Annotated in this window: 15 protein-coding genes; 4 read left to right on the top strand and 11 right to left on the bottom strand. The window is 49.8% G+C overall.

From position 1 onward, the window contains the following. Positions 1 to 27: 27 nt before the first annotated feature. A complete protein-coding gene (locus BLU03_RS08310) occupies positions 28 to 1,008 on the bottom strand; it encodes a CAP domain-containing protein (RefSeq protein ID WP_093107132.1) in 981 nt (326 codons plus the stop codon). A 257-nt stretch (positions 1,009 to 1,265) separates the two neighbouring features. Between BLU03_RS08310 and BLU03_RS08305 the strand changes: the two genes are divergently transcribed. Genes BLU03_RS08305 through BLU03_RS08295 form a run of 3 tightly spaced genes read left to right on the top strand, consistent with a single transcriptional unit; the run spans position 1,266 to position 5,529 of the window. Further along, on the top strand, positions 1,266 to 3,509 hold the full coding sequence (locus tag BLU03_RS08305) for an EAL domain-containing protein (protein ID WP_093107130.1): 2,244 nt from the start codon (positions 1,266 to 1,268) through the stop codon (positions 3,507 to 3,509). A gap of 2 nt (positions 3,510 to 3,511) precedes the next feature. Beyond that, entirely contained in the window at positions 3,512 to 5,140 is a 1,629-nt protein-coding gene (locus tag BLU03_RS08300; protein ID WP_093107128.1) for a thiamine pyrophosphate-binding protein, read from the top strand. Positions 5,141 to 5,142: 2 nt separating this feature from the next. Then, the gene (locus BLU03_RS08295; protein ID WP_245698783.1) at positions 5,143 to 5,529 is read left to right on the top strand and encodes a carboxymuconolactone decarboxylase family protein; all 387 of its coding nucleotides are present in this window, start codon (positions 5,143 to 5,145) and stop codon (positions 5,527 to 5,529) included. Positions 5,530 to 5,624: 95 nt separating this feature from the next. On the opposite strand, the gene BLU03_RS08290 is transcribed toward BLU03_RS08295, so the two are convergent. Next, on the bottom strand, positions 5,625 to 6,776 hold the full coding sequence (locus BLU03_RS08290; protein WP_093107124.1) for an MFS transporter: 1,152 nt from the start codon (positions 6,774 to 6,776) through the stop codon (positions 5,625 to 5,627). A 93-nt stretch (positions 6,777 to 6,869) separates the two neighbouring features. Further along, positions 6,870 to 7,760, bottom strand: coding sequence for a LysR family transcriptional regulator (locus BLU03_RS08285; protein ID WP_093107123.1), 891 nt, complete (start codon positions 7,758 to 7,760; stop codon positions 6,870 to 6,872). A 163-nt stretch (positions 7,761 to 7,923) separates the two neighbouring features. On the opposite strand from BLU03_RS08285, the gene gdhA reads away from it, so the two are divergent. Further along, positions 7,924 to 9,306: an NADP-specific glutamate dehydrogenase gene (gdhA, locus tag BLU03_RS08280; RefSeq protein WP_093107121.1), complete on the top strand. Its 1,383-nt coding sequence runs from the start codon at positions 7,924 to 7,926 to the stop codon at positions 9,304 to 9,306. 128 nt (positions 9,307 to 9,434) lie between these two features. On the opposite strand, the gene mdh is transcribed toward gdhA, so the two are convergent. The 8 genes from mdh to eutL are packed head-to-tail and all read right to left on the bottom strand — an operon-like array spanning position 9,435 to position 14,865. Further along, complete coding sequence (mdh, locus tag BLU03_RS08275; protein ID WP_093107119.1) at positions 9,435 to 10,385, bottom strand: malate dehydrogenase; 951 nt, start codon at positions 10,383 to 10,385, stop codon at positions 9,435 to 9,437. A gap of 3 nt (positions 10,386 to 10,388) precedes the next feature. Then, complete coding sequence (locus tag BLU03_RS08270) at positions 10,389 to 10,790, bottom strand: BMC domain-containing protein (protein WP_093107117.1); 402 nt, start codon at positions 10,788 to 10,790, stop codon at positions 10,389 to 10,391. Further along, entirely contained in the window at positions 10,783 to 11,055 is a 273-nt protein-coding gene (locus BLU03_RS08265) for a EutN/CcmL family microcompartment protein (protein WP_093107115.1), read from the bottom strand. The genes BLU03_RS08270 and BLU03_RS08265 overlap by 8 nt, the downstream gene beginning before the upstream one ends. A 12-nt stretch (positions 11,056 to 11,067) precedes the next feature. Next, positions 11,068 to 11,673, bottom strand: coding sequence for a hypothetical protein (locus tag BLU03_RS08260; protein ID WP_093107113.1), 606 nt, complete (start codon positions 11,671 to 11,673; stop codon positions 11,068 to 11,070). Then, positions 11,666 to 12,316: a phosphate propanoyltransferase gene (gene pduL, locus BLU03_RS08255; protein WP_093107111.1), complete on the bottom strand. Its 651-nt coding sequence runs from the start codon at positions 12,314 to 12,316 to the stop codon at positions 11,666 to 11,668. The genes BLU03_RS08260 and pduL overlap by 8 nt, the downstream gene beginning before the upstream one ends. 55 nt (positions 12,317 to 12,371) lie before the next feature. After that, positions 12,372 to 12,662, bottom strand: coding sequence for a BMC domain-containing protein (locus tag BLU03_RS08250; protein ID WP_093107109.1), 291 nt, complete (start codon positions 12,660 to 12,662; stop codon positions 12,372 to 12,374). 19 nt (positions 12,663 to 12,681) lie between these two features. Beyond that, positions 12,682 to 14,193 (bottom strand): aldehyde dehydrogenase family protein, encoded by a 1,512-nt coding sequence (locus tag BLU03_RS08245; protein ID WP_245698781.1) that lies wholly within the window; start codon positions 14,191 to 14,193, stop codon positions 12,682 to 12,684. Between the two features lie 21 nt (positions 14,194 to 14,214). Then, positions 14,215 to 14,865, bottom strand: coding sequence for an ethanolamine utilization microcompartment protein EutL (gene eutL / locus BLU03_RS08240; RefSeq protein WP_093107107.1), 651 nt, complete (start codon positions 14,863 to 14,865; stop codon positions 14,215 to 14,217). Positions 14,866 to 14,867 lie beyond the last annotated feature (2 nt).

Below are 14,867 nucleotides of genomic sequence, written 5' to 3'. Positions count from 1 at the left end.
CCGGCTGTTTTTTTCTTCTATCATACACTATCCCTTATAGAACAGTACCGTAAAGTACGGAGCACCTTTGTCATCGACTGCGACACCGATTCCGACCTCTTCATACGCAGGATTGAGGATATTGTCGCGATGGCCTTTGGAATCCATCAACCCTTCGTGGGCGTAAACGGCGTTGCTCTGCCCGTAAGCGAGGTTTTCCCCTATTATCCGGAAAGATACTCCGGCTTCCCTGGCTCTGTCCGCCGGGCCCTGCCCTTCCGGATTAGTGTGAGAGAAGTAATCACGCTCCGTCATATCCGTGCTGTGGGCTTCTGCTACAGGGACCAGTTCCTCTCTCCAGCTGAGCGGCTCCAGTCCCCTCGCCGTACGATCTCTGTTGATAAGTCCGAACATAACTTCCGCCTGGTCCTTTCCGACCCAGTCCTGTTCATTCGCATAGTAGCTGTTCATATTCGTAGTAACGGTTTTGGGAACGATATAAATGGACTTGATGACGTCCCCTTCATGACGGTCGTAAAAGACCGTCACTTCCTTATTGTTCCGTTCGTACACGTCATAATTTTCAGCCGGAGACCGTACACTCGTCATACCCCGTCTGACCGCATCCGCCGGTTCGCCCCAGGCTTTTTCTGCAGTGGAGCTTTCCTGGCCAATGGTTATCCCGTCATAGCTCTCCCCTTCTTTTCCCAGGTAACGGCCGGTGCTGTCTTTATTGGCGAAAGAAAAATTCCCCGACGTCGTCCCTTTTAACATCCAAGGGGTGCCGTAAATGCTTTGTACCGTCTGCTCCCCGGCTGTTGCCGAAGACTCTTTCCCGGAAGTAACCTTCTCTTCCTCCTCTCCCGGAGAAACAGGAGCCGAATCGATTACCTGACCGCTTTCCCAGTTTTCGAACTTCTCCATGAACGAATCCATTTCCTTCTTCACGGTATCCCATTCGGAATCCAGAGTAGTGACAACCCACGTTCCGAGGAACAGGAGTGCCAGTAACGCGACTGCCTTCTTCATCCGCTTCCGTCTCCTTCTTGTTCATTTATTTTTAAGACTCATCAGCCGATAATAATAATAACTACCTTTATATACTCAACCGGTTTTTCTTTTACTGAGACTGCTGTTTCCCTAATTTTATCACTGAGCAGACGTGCTGACACTTAATTGAAACCGGAGTTTGCGTATTCACCCGGGAAGCGGGAGTTCGAAATGCTTTTGACAGGCTTGAACAAAGAAGTATATAGTTAAAATAAATTCTTGTTAAGGAGAGCCTTATGACAAATAATGAACCGGATTTCATCGTTGAATCGAAGCGCTTGTGTGAAGTAGCGGGAATGAACCCGAACGAGATCCCGCGTCCCGACACCATATTAACCAGTTCCGAACTGGAAGCCAAGAAAGAAGAGTATGATGAAATATTATCCGTCGTCAGTTTTTTTTCGAATAAACTGCTGGACTCCCTTAAAGGAACGCCCATCCTTGTAGGGGTAGCCGATGCCGAAGGGTACCTGTTGAAAGTGGAAGGGGATGAAACGATCCGCTCCACAATCGAGCAGTTCGGCATATTTCCGGGCAGCCTCTTTCGCCAGGAAGATACCGGAACGAACGTGATCAGCCTCTCTCTTGATCAAAAGCATCCCATCAGCCTCATAGGAAAAAGTCACTACCACACGTTTCTGCACAGCACCGCCTGTTACGGGACCGCTTTCCGATACACCGATAATAATAACCTGCTTGGCAGTCTGTCGATCATGATGCCGATCGAATACAGAAACCCTCTCTTCCTGACGATGCTCTCGCAAGTCGTGGACTCTATTGAACGGGAGCTGCTGCTCAGGAAACAGAACAAAAAACTGAATATTATGAATCAGATCATGTTGAGCCGTACGAGAAACGGCATAGTTGTCACGGATGAGAACGGTATCACTACGGAGTTCAACGATTTCGCCCAAAAGATATCAGGAACAGATAAAGATGACGTCCTCGGCCGCAACATCCGGGAATCCCCGATCACCGGTTCCTATTTCGAAGAGCTCCTCGAACAGGAAAAAAGCTTCTCCAATGAAATACTGAAATTCACGGATGAGAACGGGGACCGCGTCATCTGCCTTTTCGACGCCCAGCCTATTTACGAAGAAGAGAAACTGGCCGGCGCTTTCGGTCAGTTCCGTGACATCACCGAGCGATACAACCTTCAGGAAAAATATAACTACCTGGCCTATCATGATGACCTTACCGGTCTCCCCAACCGCCGCTATGTGAACATTGAAACGAAAAGAGCTATCGAAGAACTCCAGAGCGGGGAAAGCAGCAGTCTTGCTTTACTTTTCATCGACCTGGACCGTTTTAAAATCATCAACGATAATTTCGGTCATACGTGCGGAGACCATCTTCTTATTGAAGTGAGCAGGCATTTGAAAAAGTACCTCGGTGAAAACGACATTCTTGCCCGGATGGGCGGAGATGAATTCGTCCTGTTACTTCAAAATTTCGAAGACGCGGACTACGTGACCCGAAAAGCCGAAGAAGTACTCCAGGAATTCCGTCATCCTTTTCAGGTGGACGATGAATATTTGTACACAACCGCGAGTATCGGAGTCGTCTACTACCCCGAAGAGTACGTCTCTCTGGAAACGTTCATGGTTTACGCCGACAACGCCATGTATCAGGCGAAACTGGACGGGAAAGACCGATACGTCGTCTATTCCTCCCATTCCCTTGAGAACATGATGGAAGAATTCCGGCTCGAAGCCGACTTACGGGAAGCGCTGGAGAAGAATGAATTCGTCCTGCACTATCAGCCCCAGATCAACAACACTACCGGTGAAGTGGTGGGTGTCGAGGCGCTTATACGGTGGCAACATCCGGAATTCGGTCTGATTTCTCCCGGGTCCTTCATCCATCTTGCCGAAAAGAATGGTCTCATCACGAGAATCGGAGAATGGGTTATCGAGGAAGCGTGCCGGCAGAATAAGAAGTGGCAGGAGGCGGGCGGCAGACCGGTGAAAGTTTCCGTCAATATGTCCACCCAGCAGTTCCTTACGAAAAATACGATCACCCTCGTCCAGGACGTTCTGGAACGTACGGGGTTAGCTCCGGAATATCTCGTCCTCGAAGTAACGGAGTACATGGCGATGGAATACGACAGTTCTTTCCTCGTTCTCGAGAAACTGAGAGACATCGGGGTAGGTATCAGCATCGATGATTTCGGTACCGGGTACAGTTCCCTGAACTATCTGAAACAGTTCCGGATCGACTACATTAAAATAGATAAATCCTTCGTCAATGAAATCCTTCACGACGAGAACGATGCGATCATTGTGAATGCTATCATCAGTCTTGCCCACAACCTTGGCATGCAGGTCATCGCCGAAGGGGTCGAAACGAGTGAACAGCTCGACTTCCTCATCCGCCAGAACTGTGACGTGACCCAGGGGTTCTATTTCAGTAAACCGCTCACCGCTGATGATATCGAAAAATCTTACATCCGCCCACAGGCGCCACAGGAGGGAAATTAGTAATGAAAAAACTCGCTTCTATACTGACCGACCACTTTGTACACTGGGGGATCACACACGTCTTCGGGATACCGGGAAAAGCCATCTCCCCCATCCTCTTCGAACTGTTGAACACCGACATTGAATTCGTTCTGAGTAAGCATGAAGGGGCAGCGGGATTCGAAGCGGCAGGATATGCAATGATGAAGGATGTCCCCGGGGTGGCTATCGGTACGTCAGGACCCGGCGGGACGAACCTTCTTACCGCAGCCGGGCAGGCTAAAGCTTTCCATACTCCCCTGCTCATCATTACCGGGCACCCTTCCATGAAAGACACGGGTAAAGGACAGGGTCAGGATTCCAGTATGTTCGGTACCGATTTGTGCCGCATGTTTGAACCTGTGACGAAATTCAGCGTAAGAGTGGAGCATGCGGAACGGCTGGCTCCGCTTCTGGCCCATGCCCTCGAAAAAGCAGTTACCGGAGTGCAGGGGCCCGTACACCTGTCGATCCCCTTCGATATACTGCTGGAAGAAACGGAACCGTTTCTTCTCGATATTCCGGTCAGGACGCCCGTCATCTCCCCCGAAATATACAACCTCCCTCCTCTCCTTGAAAAAGCGGAAAAACCGGTGCTTTTTCTCGGAAAAGGGGTCCATGCAAGCAGGAGTTATGAAGAAGTGAGAGAAGTCGCCGAACGCTGGCAGATTCCGGTCATCACCACTCCGGGAGGGAAAGGCTGCTTCCGTTCAGACCACCCTCTGTCTCTCGGAGGTTTCGGACTCGGCGGCACGGAAGAAGCAGCAGCCTATCTGAAACAGAAGACGGATTTGATGCTGGTACTCGGAACGAGACTCAGCGATATGAGTATTCCCGGTTTTACAGAGGATATGACCCCGGAACGCCTCTTTCATTTCGACCATGACCCTACATTCATCGGCAAGTCCCTGAACTCAGAGACGACAGCCGTACTCGGGGATTTAAAAGCGAACCTCCAGTCTCTTATCGCCGCAGCCCCGCCGGGTAAGAAAGAAACCCGCACCCTCCCTGCACGCATACAGCCCGCCGTGGCAGAGACGGAGCTTATGTCGGCTGTAAAAGTCATTGAAGCGATGCGGGATTCTCTCCCGGATGAAGCCGTGCTGTTCGGAGACGACGGGAGCCATTCCTTTTACGGCATCCGCCACTTCGATGTGCGGTATCCGGGCACTTACTTCTTCGACGATATTTTCGGGGCGATGGGTAACGGTATCGGTTATTCCATCGGGGCTTCTCTCGCAGTTCCCGATAGAACTATTGTATGCCTGACGGGGGACGGGTGCATGTTCATGCATGGCACCGAAATCTCCACTGCCTATAACTATAATGCGCCCGTATTGTTCATTATGATGAATAATGGACGTCTCGATATGGTGGAAAAAGGTATGAGGAAAATGATCGGCACCTCCATCGGCGGGGTATACGACACCCCTCTTGACGGGGCAGCATTCGCCCGCTCTATGGGACTTGAAGCGCATACGTGCTATAATAAAAAAGAAGTGGAGGAAGCGATCCGGATTTCTCTCCAGACGATAAAAGAAACGAACAAACCGGTAGTCATCGATGCAATTGTCGACGGTAATGAAATACCGCCGACCATGGGGAGGCAATAATGATGGAGAACAGCAGATATGAAGCTGGACAGAAAGTGATGGAAGAACTTTTTTCGGAACAGGTGAGACAGGAGATGAAAGGTGTGAAAGACGTCTCCCCCGACCTCTGGGACATGATAGTTTCCTTCGGTTTCGGAGACCTTTATTCCCGGGAGGGTCTTTCTCTTTCACAGCGGGAAATCGTAACGATCACCTCGCTTATTACCCAGGGGGCTTTCGATCAGCTGAAAGTCCATCTGGAGGCGGCGCTGAATGTCGGTCTCTCCAGAGAGGAAATAACTGAAATCATTATCCAGTGTACCGGCTACGTCGGCTTTCCGAAGGCCGTACACGCTATGCAGATAGCAGCGGAAGTGTTTCAGGAGAGGTCGGAATACAGTTCCAGGTGATACTAAAAAAAAAAGAAGGTGCGCAGCTGCGCCTTCTTCTTTTTTTATCTGGAGGAAAATGCTATCCCTATCTATTTCACGTATCCGGACAGTCTTCACTCCTGCCGGATCCGCGTTTTCACCGAACCGAAAAGATAGAGAGCTCCAGTCAGCCAGAAGATGCTTGAAATACTTATGAACTGGGCTACGCCTCCGAACAACAGAGGCGAAGTGACCTGGACGAAGCGGTTTGCCGTAATACGTACGCCGAGACCCTGGCTGACGACATCTTTCGGCAGGGAATGAAGGGCGGTCGATATAGAAAGAGGCTGCCCGAGCCCTACTCCTAATCCGAGAATAAAAGCGATCACCCCTATGATATAGACGGAATTGAACACAGGTACAAGGAGGAACATGACTCCGGAACCGAGAATGGAAGTGAGCACAACCGTATTTCTTGAGAAACGCGCCAGAAAGAAAGTCATCCCCCAACGGATGAGCAGACCGGCCAGAGCGTTGGCCGATACGATAAGCCCGATTTCGGTACCGGAAAGACCAATTTCCACCCCGAGAAGCGGGAAGAAAGAGGTGAACGCATCTTTTCCTGTGAGCACCATCGTACTTATATATATAGCACGACGGAAGTTCACAATACCGACAAGTTCCCCCATTGATGCATTCCGTTTCGCATCCTCTTCTCCCGGCTCGTTTTCCGGTTCTTTCGTGAGCCGGAACGTCATCGCTACGGCTATCATTCCGATGATACTGAGAAGAAGGAAAGCTGTCGGCGTTCCGAATCCGTCCGCCACGCTTCCGCCGATCGCCGGACCGAGAAATGTTCCTGTCGCAGCTCCGATACTGAACTTCATAACGTGATGATCCCGTTTCGTTCCGTCCCGCGACTGACCTACGTAGCTCTGGGCCGAAATGATAAAAGCAGTGTGAAAGGCCCCTGCTACTACCTGAGACACGATGAGCCCGGTGAGGGAGGTCCAGAAGAACGGCAGACTGAGTGCAGCCATCGTCAGTGCAGCACTGAGAAGAAGCGGACCCTTACTTCCATGGAAGTTTATAAATCGGCCGATGGGTACGGATAAAAACAGAGGGAGCAGCGGGAAAAGGGAAATGATCAGCCCGATCTGAAACGAAGTGGCTCCCAGTTCGTTTCCGAGGATCGACACGAGCGGCCTGGTCCCCATACCGGCTGTCATAAAAAATATAGAAATAATAGAAAGCAGGGTGTAATCACGTTCCGTTATTTCTTTCAAAATCAACCTCTCCTCTACTCACCGCAGATACCCCTATTTTACCCTCCGTTTTCCGTTCTTTCCAGTATCCGGAACTATCCTTTTCCTGTTTGATTACCGTCTATGGGAAAAGAAGTCGATTAAAAACCTGTAGAACGTCTCCTCCGTAGGCAGCAGGGGGCGTTCTTTCGATTTGACGATTCCGATCGTTCTGGTGACGACCGGGTTTTTGAGGGGGATTTTAACAGCGTTCCTCGGCATGCCGTCCACCAGCGTCACTTCCGGTATGAAAGAAACACCGAGACCTGCCGAAACCATACCTTTGATCGTTTCAATATCTTCTCCTTCGAAGGAAACGTCAGGAGCGAATCCGCCTTTATGGCAAGCCTCCATAATAAGATCCCGCAAAATATACCCTTCCGGAAATGTGACAAACTCTTCATTCCTTAAACTGTTGATTTCAATTTCCTCCTCCGAAGCCAAAGGGTGGCTGGAAGGCAGAAGAGCTACTACTTTTTCCGTAAACAGGGTCTCCCCCTCCACTCTCTCATCCTCCGGCAGAGGAGCGAGGAGAGCCATGTTCACATGACCTTTCACAACCATATTGATCAATTCGTAATAAGAACCCTGGCTCAGCCGGAATTTCACTTCCGGATATTCTTCCCTGAAAGCGGACACTACCGCCGGCATAATATACGTAGCAATACTTGAAGGAAAGCCTATATGGACGGTCCCTGTTTTCGGACTCTGAAACTCCCGTATTTCCCTCTCCGCCTGATGGAACAGGACGCGGATCCTGTCCATATGTTCATAAAACATTTTACCGGCATGGGTCAGTATGACATTTCTCCCCCGGCGATAAAAAAGTTCGACACCCAGCTCCTGTTCCAGGTTATAAATCTGGCGGCTCACGGCCGACTGGGAAATATCAAGAGACAGAGCAGCGTCTGTAACGTGCTCCAATTCCGCTACTTTCATGAAATAACGAAGCTGTTTTAATTCCACACTGAGTCCTCCTTTATCTAAATTATCGAAAAACTTCATGATAACAATCTAATTATTAGATTGGTTTTATTAAAAATAAATTGTAAAATAGATAACACTCAAATACAACTTAAAAGATCTTACTTTCTTTTATAGAAAACGTCAGAGAGGAGCATGTAATTTTATGCCGACAACCCAACAATATATAACGAAACCACAAAAAGACAAAGCGACCAAATACGTTTCCGAGGTTCTTCAGACTGTAAAAGAAAGAAATCCTCATGAACCTGAATTCCATCAGGCCGTAAAGGAGACCCTTCATTCCCTTATTCCCCTTCTTGAAGAAAATCCGGAGTACATCAATAATGGGATCCTCGAACGCCTTGTGGAACCCGAAAGAATGATAAGCTTTCAGGTGCCCTGGACGGACGATACAGGCGCTGTTCGTGTTAACCGTGGATTCCGGGTCCAATTCAACAGCGCAATCGGACCCTATAAAGGCGGGCTCCGTTTTCACCCGACCGTAAATTCAAGCATTATTAAATTTCTCGGCTTTGAACAGATTTTCAAAAACTCTCTTACCGGCCAGCCGATCGGCGGCGGGAAAGGCGGTTCGGACTTTGATCCGAAAGGAAAGTCCGACCGTGAGATCATGCGTTTTGTTCAGAGTTTCATGACTGAACTCTCCAACCATATCGGTCCCGACACGGACGTACCTGCCGGAGACATCGGAGTCGGTCCCCGGGAGATAGGCTATATGTTCGGACAGTACAAAAAGATGCGCGGAGCTTTTGAAGCCGGCGTGCTGACCGGAAAAAGTCCACAATTCGGAGGCAGTCTTGTACGTACCGAAGCTACGGGTTACGGTACTGTCTACTTCGTGAAAGAAATGCTCGCAACGCGCGGTCTTTCTTTCCGTGGAAAAACAGTTGTCGTTTCAGGATCCGGGAACGTCTCCTGTTTTGCGATGGAAAAAGCCGATGAACTTGGAGCCAACGTTGTAGCCTGCAGTGATTCTTCGGGGTATATCTATGACGAAGACGGAATTGATATTGAAACGGTAAAACGTTTGAAGATCGATGAAGGAGAGAGGATATCCAAGTACGTGGAAGAACATCCGCAAGCCCGCTACTTCGATAACTGTCCGGATATCTGGTCCGTCCCCTGCGACATAGCTTTGCCATGCGCTACTCAAAATGAGCTCAGTGAAGAAGCTGCACGACTACTTGTCTCTAACGGACTGCTCGCCGTCGGAGAAGGAGCGAACATGCCATGTGATGCTGAGGCGATTGATCTCTTCCAGGAAAACGATGTTCTTTTCGCCCCGGCGAAAGCGGCCAATGCCGGAGGAGTTGCAGTATCTTCTTTGGAAATGGCCCAAAACAGTGCTCGTCTCTCCTGGTCCTTCGAAGAAGTGGATGAGCAATTGAAAGCGATCATGAAAGATATCCACGATCGTTCCCAGGAAGCTGCGGAAGAATGCGGAAAGCCCGGAGATCTTATAGCAGGAGCGAATATTGCCGGCTTCAAAAGAGTGGCCGGTGCGATGCTTATGCAAGGTATATAATAGACACAATCCGAACGGATATAACCGTTCGGATTTTTCGTTCTGAAAATTTTTTACTGTAATGACGAAAACAAACCTCCGGACGCCCGTCACAAAGGGCTGAACAGAGGTTTATTCCAAATAGTCGTTCATAACTTTTTTTTCAAAGATGAAATCACTTTCTCAACTGCTGCCGCGGACTTGTCGAGCGCATCTTTCTCTTCTTTTCGAAGCGGCAGTTCGATTACACTTTCAATCCCGTTGCCCCCCAGAATAGTCGGCACGCCGAGGTAAATGTCTTTGTATCCATATTCTCCTTCGAGATACGCAATTGAAGGAAGAATGCGCTTTTTATCTTTGATGATAGCTTCAACCATCTGCACGAGAGAAGCTGCAGGAGCATAGTAGGCACTTCCTTCTCCAAGCAGCCCGACTATCTCTCCGCCCCCTTTTCTCGTCCTTTCGACGATAGCTTCCATACGTTCTTCGTCGATCAGTTTATCAAGGGGGATTCCTCCGGCATTGGAGTAGCGTACGAGAGGCACCATACTGTCCCCGTGACCTCCGAGCACAAAACCTGTAACGTCTTCCACGGAGACCCCGATTTCCTGCGCCACGAACGTATTGAACCTGGCCGTATCCAGAACACCGGATTGACCGATCACTCTATTTTTCGGGAAGCCGGTTTCTTTGAAACAAGTGTAGGTCATTGCGTCGACGGGATTACTCAATATCAGAATATAGCTCTCAGGTGCATACTTTTTCACCTGAGCAGACACATCTTTCATGATTCCGGCATTGGTTTCCACGAGTTCATCACGACTCATCCCCGGTTTCCTGGGAATCCCTGCGGTGATAATGACCATATCTGCATCTTCAATGTCTCCGTAGTCGGAGGTCCCGGTAATAGCGGCATCGAATTTTTGTACAGGACCGGCTTCAAGCATATCCAGGGCTTTGCCCCGGGCAGGCTTTTCCATGGAAGGAATATCTACAAGCACCACATCCCCCAGTTCTTTTTGGGCAATCATGAGAGCTGTAGTCGTTCCGGTGAACCCGGCACCGATTACAGCAATTTTTCTGCGTTTGAAGTGAGCCATAAGTTACGCTTCCTTTCCGCTTCCGTTCTCAGCAGTTTTCTGTTTGGACTGGCTTGAGTTTTGTTTCTTCTTCGGGGGCGCCGGCGTCGCAGAGGATGGCTTAGCGATTGTATCCGTATTCACGCTCTCTTTCCCGTCTTTTTCCAAAATGGTTTTCGTTTCGTCATCCGGATGCGGGATAACGTGATGACCGATCAGTTCCCCGACTCGTGATGCCGCCTCTTTCCCTGCTTCGACTGCCGCCTGTACGGCGCTCACATCCCCTTCTACAAGGACAGTCACCAGTGCTGCATCGATTTTTTCCTGTTTTACTAAAGTTACGTTTGCAGACTTCACCATTGCGTCCGCTGCTTCTATAGAACCGACAAGACCCCTCGTTTCAATCATGCCTAAGGCTTTAGCCATTCATTCCACCCCTTTCCACTTCTACGGAATCAATGATCCCGATTATTATCGCATCAATCGGACCGTTAACGGGGTCTGGACCAAGAGCACTCGCGCTCCCACGGGTTACAAGCACTTTGTCCCCGACCCCCGCTCCTATTCTATCTACGGCTACGAAAGAGTTTTCTTCTTTTTTCACCGGCTGGATTACAAGAAATTTCATCCCGGTCAGGCCTTCTTCTTTTCTCGTAGCCCATATGTTTCCAATCACTTCTCCTATAATCATAATGTCCTCTCCCTACGTGTAGAGAATTTGAATTTCTCTATCCCGTGCAGCGTCCTTTGCCAAAGGAGTGATAATCGTCCCCTTCCGCACATATATTTCTTTATGTCTCCACTTATCTATCTCTGTGGCTGTAAGCAGCTTATCGGGGTAAACGTTCGGAGAAGGTTCTTCCTGCTTCTCAGGGAGTACTTCCGAACCTTTATCCGTTACTTTCACCGAAAAAGTTTCCAGTTTCGAAACGTATTCACTCACCATGGTGGCGTAAGGAGAAGTATCGTTCAACAAGCCGGCCGTCTCCCCCTCAAGCGTTACGTATACAGTCGTCTTATTTTTCATCAGTCTTGCGAACCACCAGGTTTCCGCCGTATCCGCAATTCCGAGGGAACTTTTCACCAGAAAATCCTGATCCATTGCCGGAAAATAGACAGCACCGGCATCGTCCGGATAGTCGGAATGAAGAGGGTTTACCCACTTGACCACCCAGTCCTTCCCGAGTCTTTCGAGTAACTCCCGGGCAGGTTCGCTCCTTTGAATTACATAAAGATCCGGACGGGCGGGGACATTCATTGAATTAAGCACTTCCCTGACGATTTCTTCAATCATTTCCCGGTCAGCCATCTTTATCCGCCTTTATAAGAGAAACTTCGGAATTTTTGTGCAAAGCTGCGGCATTCGCTTCGTCCGTATCGACGTGCATATCCAGCCGATACTTGTCCGATACGCGGATGACTACTTCCGAGAAAGTCAGCGTTCTTCCTTCTCCACGAACTTTCACATCCACTTCTTCTCCGTTTGTCACGTTATAGAAAGTCGCATCATCCGGGTGCATGTGGATGTGAGCTTTAGCGATGATCAGTCCCTCTTTTAAATATATACTGCCTTTCGGTCCAATCAGGGTGACGGGGGCAGAATCTCCGATGTCGCCGGAAAGTCTCACAGGAGGGGTCCCTCCCAGCTTGAATGCATCCGTACGGCTAACTTCCACCTGGGATACGGGCCTCAGGGGACCGAGGATACGTACGTTCGGAATCGTTCCTTTCGGCCCCGCTATGGTCACCGTTTCGTTTGCGGCGAACTGACCGGGCTGGGATAATTCAGCCTTTTTACTCAATTCGTAACCTTCCCCGAATAACGTTTGAAGAGTCGACCGGTCTAAATGACAATGCCTGGCCGAGATCCCGATGGGGACCCCTCCAGACGATCGTCTTTCCAGCTTTGCCATAACTTCCTCTACAATGGTTTCCATATCTGCTTTTTCCATAAAGCTGTATCCTCCTCGTCACTTTCTCCTGTCCGGACAGACAGAGGAGTGCGGATTATTGGTTAATATCCATCTTTGGCAGGATACTCTCAAGCTCGTTGTGCGGACGTGGGATAACATGGACGGATTTCAGTTCCCCTACGCGTTGAGCTGCTGCACTTCCTGATTCCGTAGCCGCTTTAACCGCACCTACGTCACCACTCACAAGAATCGTAACGATACCGCCACCGACGTGTACTTTCCCTACAAGATTGACGTTTGCCGCTTTCACCATTGCGTCCGCTGCTTCCACTGATGCTACCAGACCTTTAGTTTCAATCATTCCAAGCGCTCCGTTTAGTGCCATTGTAAATTCCTCCTAAGGATTAATATTTTTGTAAAACTTTATCCACTATCTGTGCTACAGTTGCTTTATCGACCTTGCTGTGATCGACTTTGCCGAGAACTTCCGACACCACCTGTTCAATGTCCGGCTCTTCTTTTTTATAGGAGCTTTCAGAACCTGTTCCCGCTTCCGGAATACTCACTTCTTTGATACCGTACGCCATCCTTTTAATGTTAATCAGATGTTTTGCAGTAATATTATCCGATGTAATATTACCTCCGTACGATCCGCAGCCCAGCGTCATCGAAGCTTTCAGTCCGGTGGTGGCTCCCACAGCTCCGATACTCGCGAGCGTATTCACCATCATCCGTGATACCGGCATGGTCTCGCCGAACTCTCTCGCTACTTTGTCGTCATTCGTGTGTATTGCGAGGGAATGGCCGCGTCCTCCCAAATCCAGAAGTTCGATACATCTTTCTTTTGCTTCTTCTTTGTCCTTTGACGTATACAGCGGAAAGATCGGCGACAGTTTTTCAATGGAGAACGGTACCTGTTTATCCACCTGATCTTCTTCGGCGATCAGTAACCTCGTATCCGAAGGGACCTTCACTCCGGCCATTTCAGCGATGACAGTGGCAGCTTTCCCGACGATTTTCGGATTCAGCTTGCCGCGCACCGGAGAAATGACATCTTCGACTTTTCGTTTTTCTTCCCCCTCGAGGAAGTAGGCATTGTTGTTCTTCAGTTCACGGACGACCATGTCTTTGATATTTTTGTCGACGACAATCGCCTGTTCCGTGGCGCAGATCGTGCCATTATCAAACGTTTTGCTGTCCACTACCTGTTTCACTGCTTTCTGAACATTACAGCTCTTCTCCAGATACACAGGGACGTTGCCGGGTCCCACACCATATGCCGGTTTACCGGAACTGTAGGCGGCTCTCACCAGTCCTCCCCCTCCGGTTGCCAGTATTACGTCAATGTCCCGGTGCGACATCAGCTCTTTCGTTGCCGGCATGGAAGGTTTCGAAATCCAGCCGATCAGACCTTCAGGTGCGCCGGCTTTTTCTGCAGCTTCCCGGCAGACTCGCAGCGCCTCCACCGTACATTTCACAGCGGACGGGTGCGGACTTACCACGATACCGTTACGGCCTTTCAACGAAATCAGGGTTTTGAAAAAGGCGGTGGAAGTCGGGTTGGTCGTTGGAATGATTCCCGCGACTACCCCGAACGGATAGGCGAATTCTGTAACTTTATTTACCGTATCTTCCGAAATGACTCCGACTGTCTTCTCATCTTTTATTGATTCATAGACGTCCCTCGAACCTACTTCATTTTTAATCTTCTTATGCTCGGCAACCCCCATCCCTGTTTCCTGTACAGCCATCTGAGCCAGTCGTCCCGACTCTTCGAAGGCGGCATCAGCCACACTTTTTACAATGTGGTCGACCTCGGCCTGGCTGAAGGATTCGAACTCTTTCTGTGCTTTATTTGCCAGTTTGACTGCCGTTCTCATTTCCTGCACTGATTGCAGGTCTTTATCAAGTTCCACGGCTGTTTCACTCCTTTCCTGTCACTTACTTAATGGTGAGTCCGCAATACTCCGGACCGCATCCCTGAATGCATCTGCCGCAGCCTGACAGGCAGACTGCGAACCTGTCAGAAGCGCTCCTCCAAAATTCGTCTCTGTCGGCGGACCGTAATGAACGGCCATGCTGACTTCTGCGGCTTTTAGAGCTGCATCGACGCCATACATTGATTCCAGCGGCGGGGCTATCAGGTAGGCGATTGCTTCGCCTTCTTTCACTCCGGCTTCTTTCGAAAGAAAAGTACCACTCCTTGAGACGACGTGAGCGTAGAGAAGATGGGCTTCTGATTCGTCCAGCGCTTCAAAGTGCGCTCCGCTCTCCACCATCTGTTTTACAGCATCCATGCCGCTTCTTACTTCCTCGGGATCCGGGCCGGCAAGAACTCCGAGGAACTCCCCCGACAGCGGACCCGAAGGATAATCCGAACCCCCGTAAAAGGAAGCGGCATACACCCCGTCTACATCTGCACGTTTGGTAGCCTCATCCAGCGCGGTGATCCCCACATCATCCAGCGTGACGGTGAACATTCCGAGACTCCGGTGACTCGGCCCGAGCCCGAATTGCCGGGCCAGCTGCTTATCTACATTCGGAATAATGCGCGTCGCGAGCATCTCTGCATATACCGGTCGTATCATCT

Source organism: Salimicrobium album (assembly GCF_900107115.1).
Classification (GTDB): Bacteria; Bacillota; Bacilli; order Bacillales; family Halobacillaceae; genus Salimicrobium; species Salimicrobium album.
The sequence above is the reverse complement of the archived record's forward strand: the minus strand, read 5'-3'. Positions and strand labels throughout refer to the sequence as shown.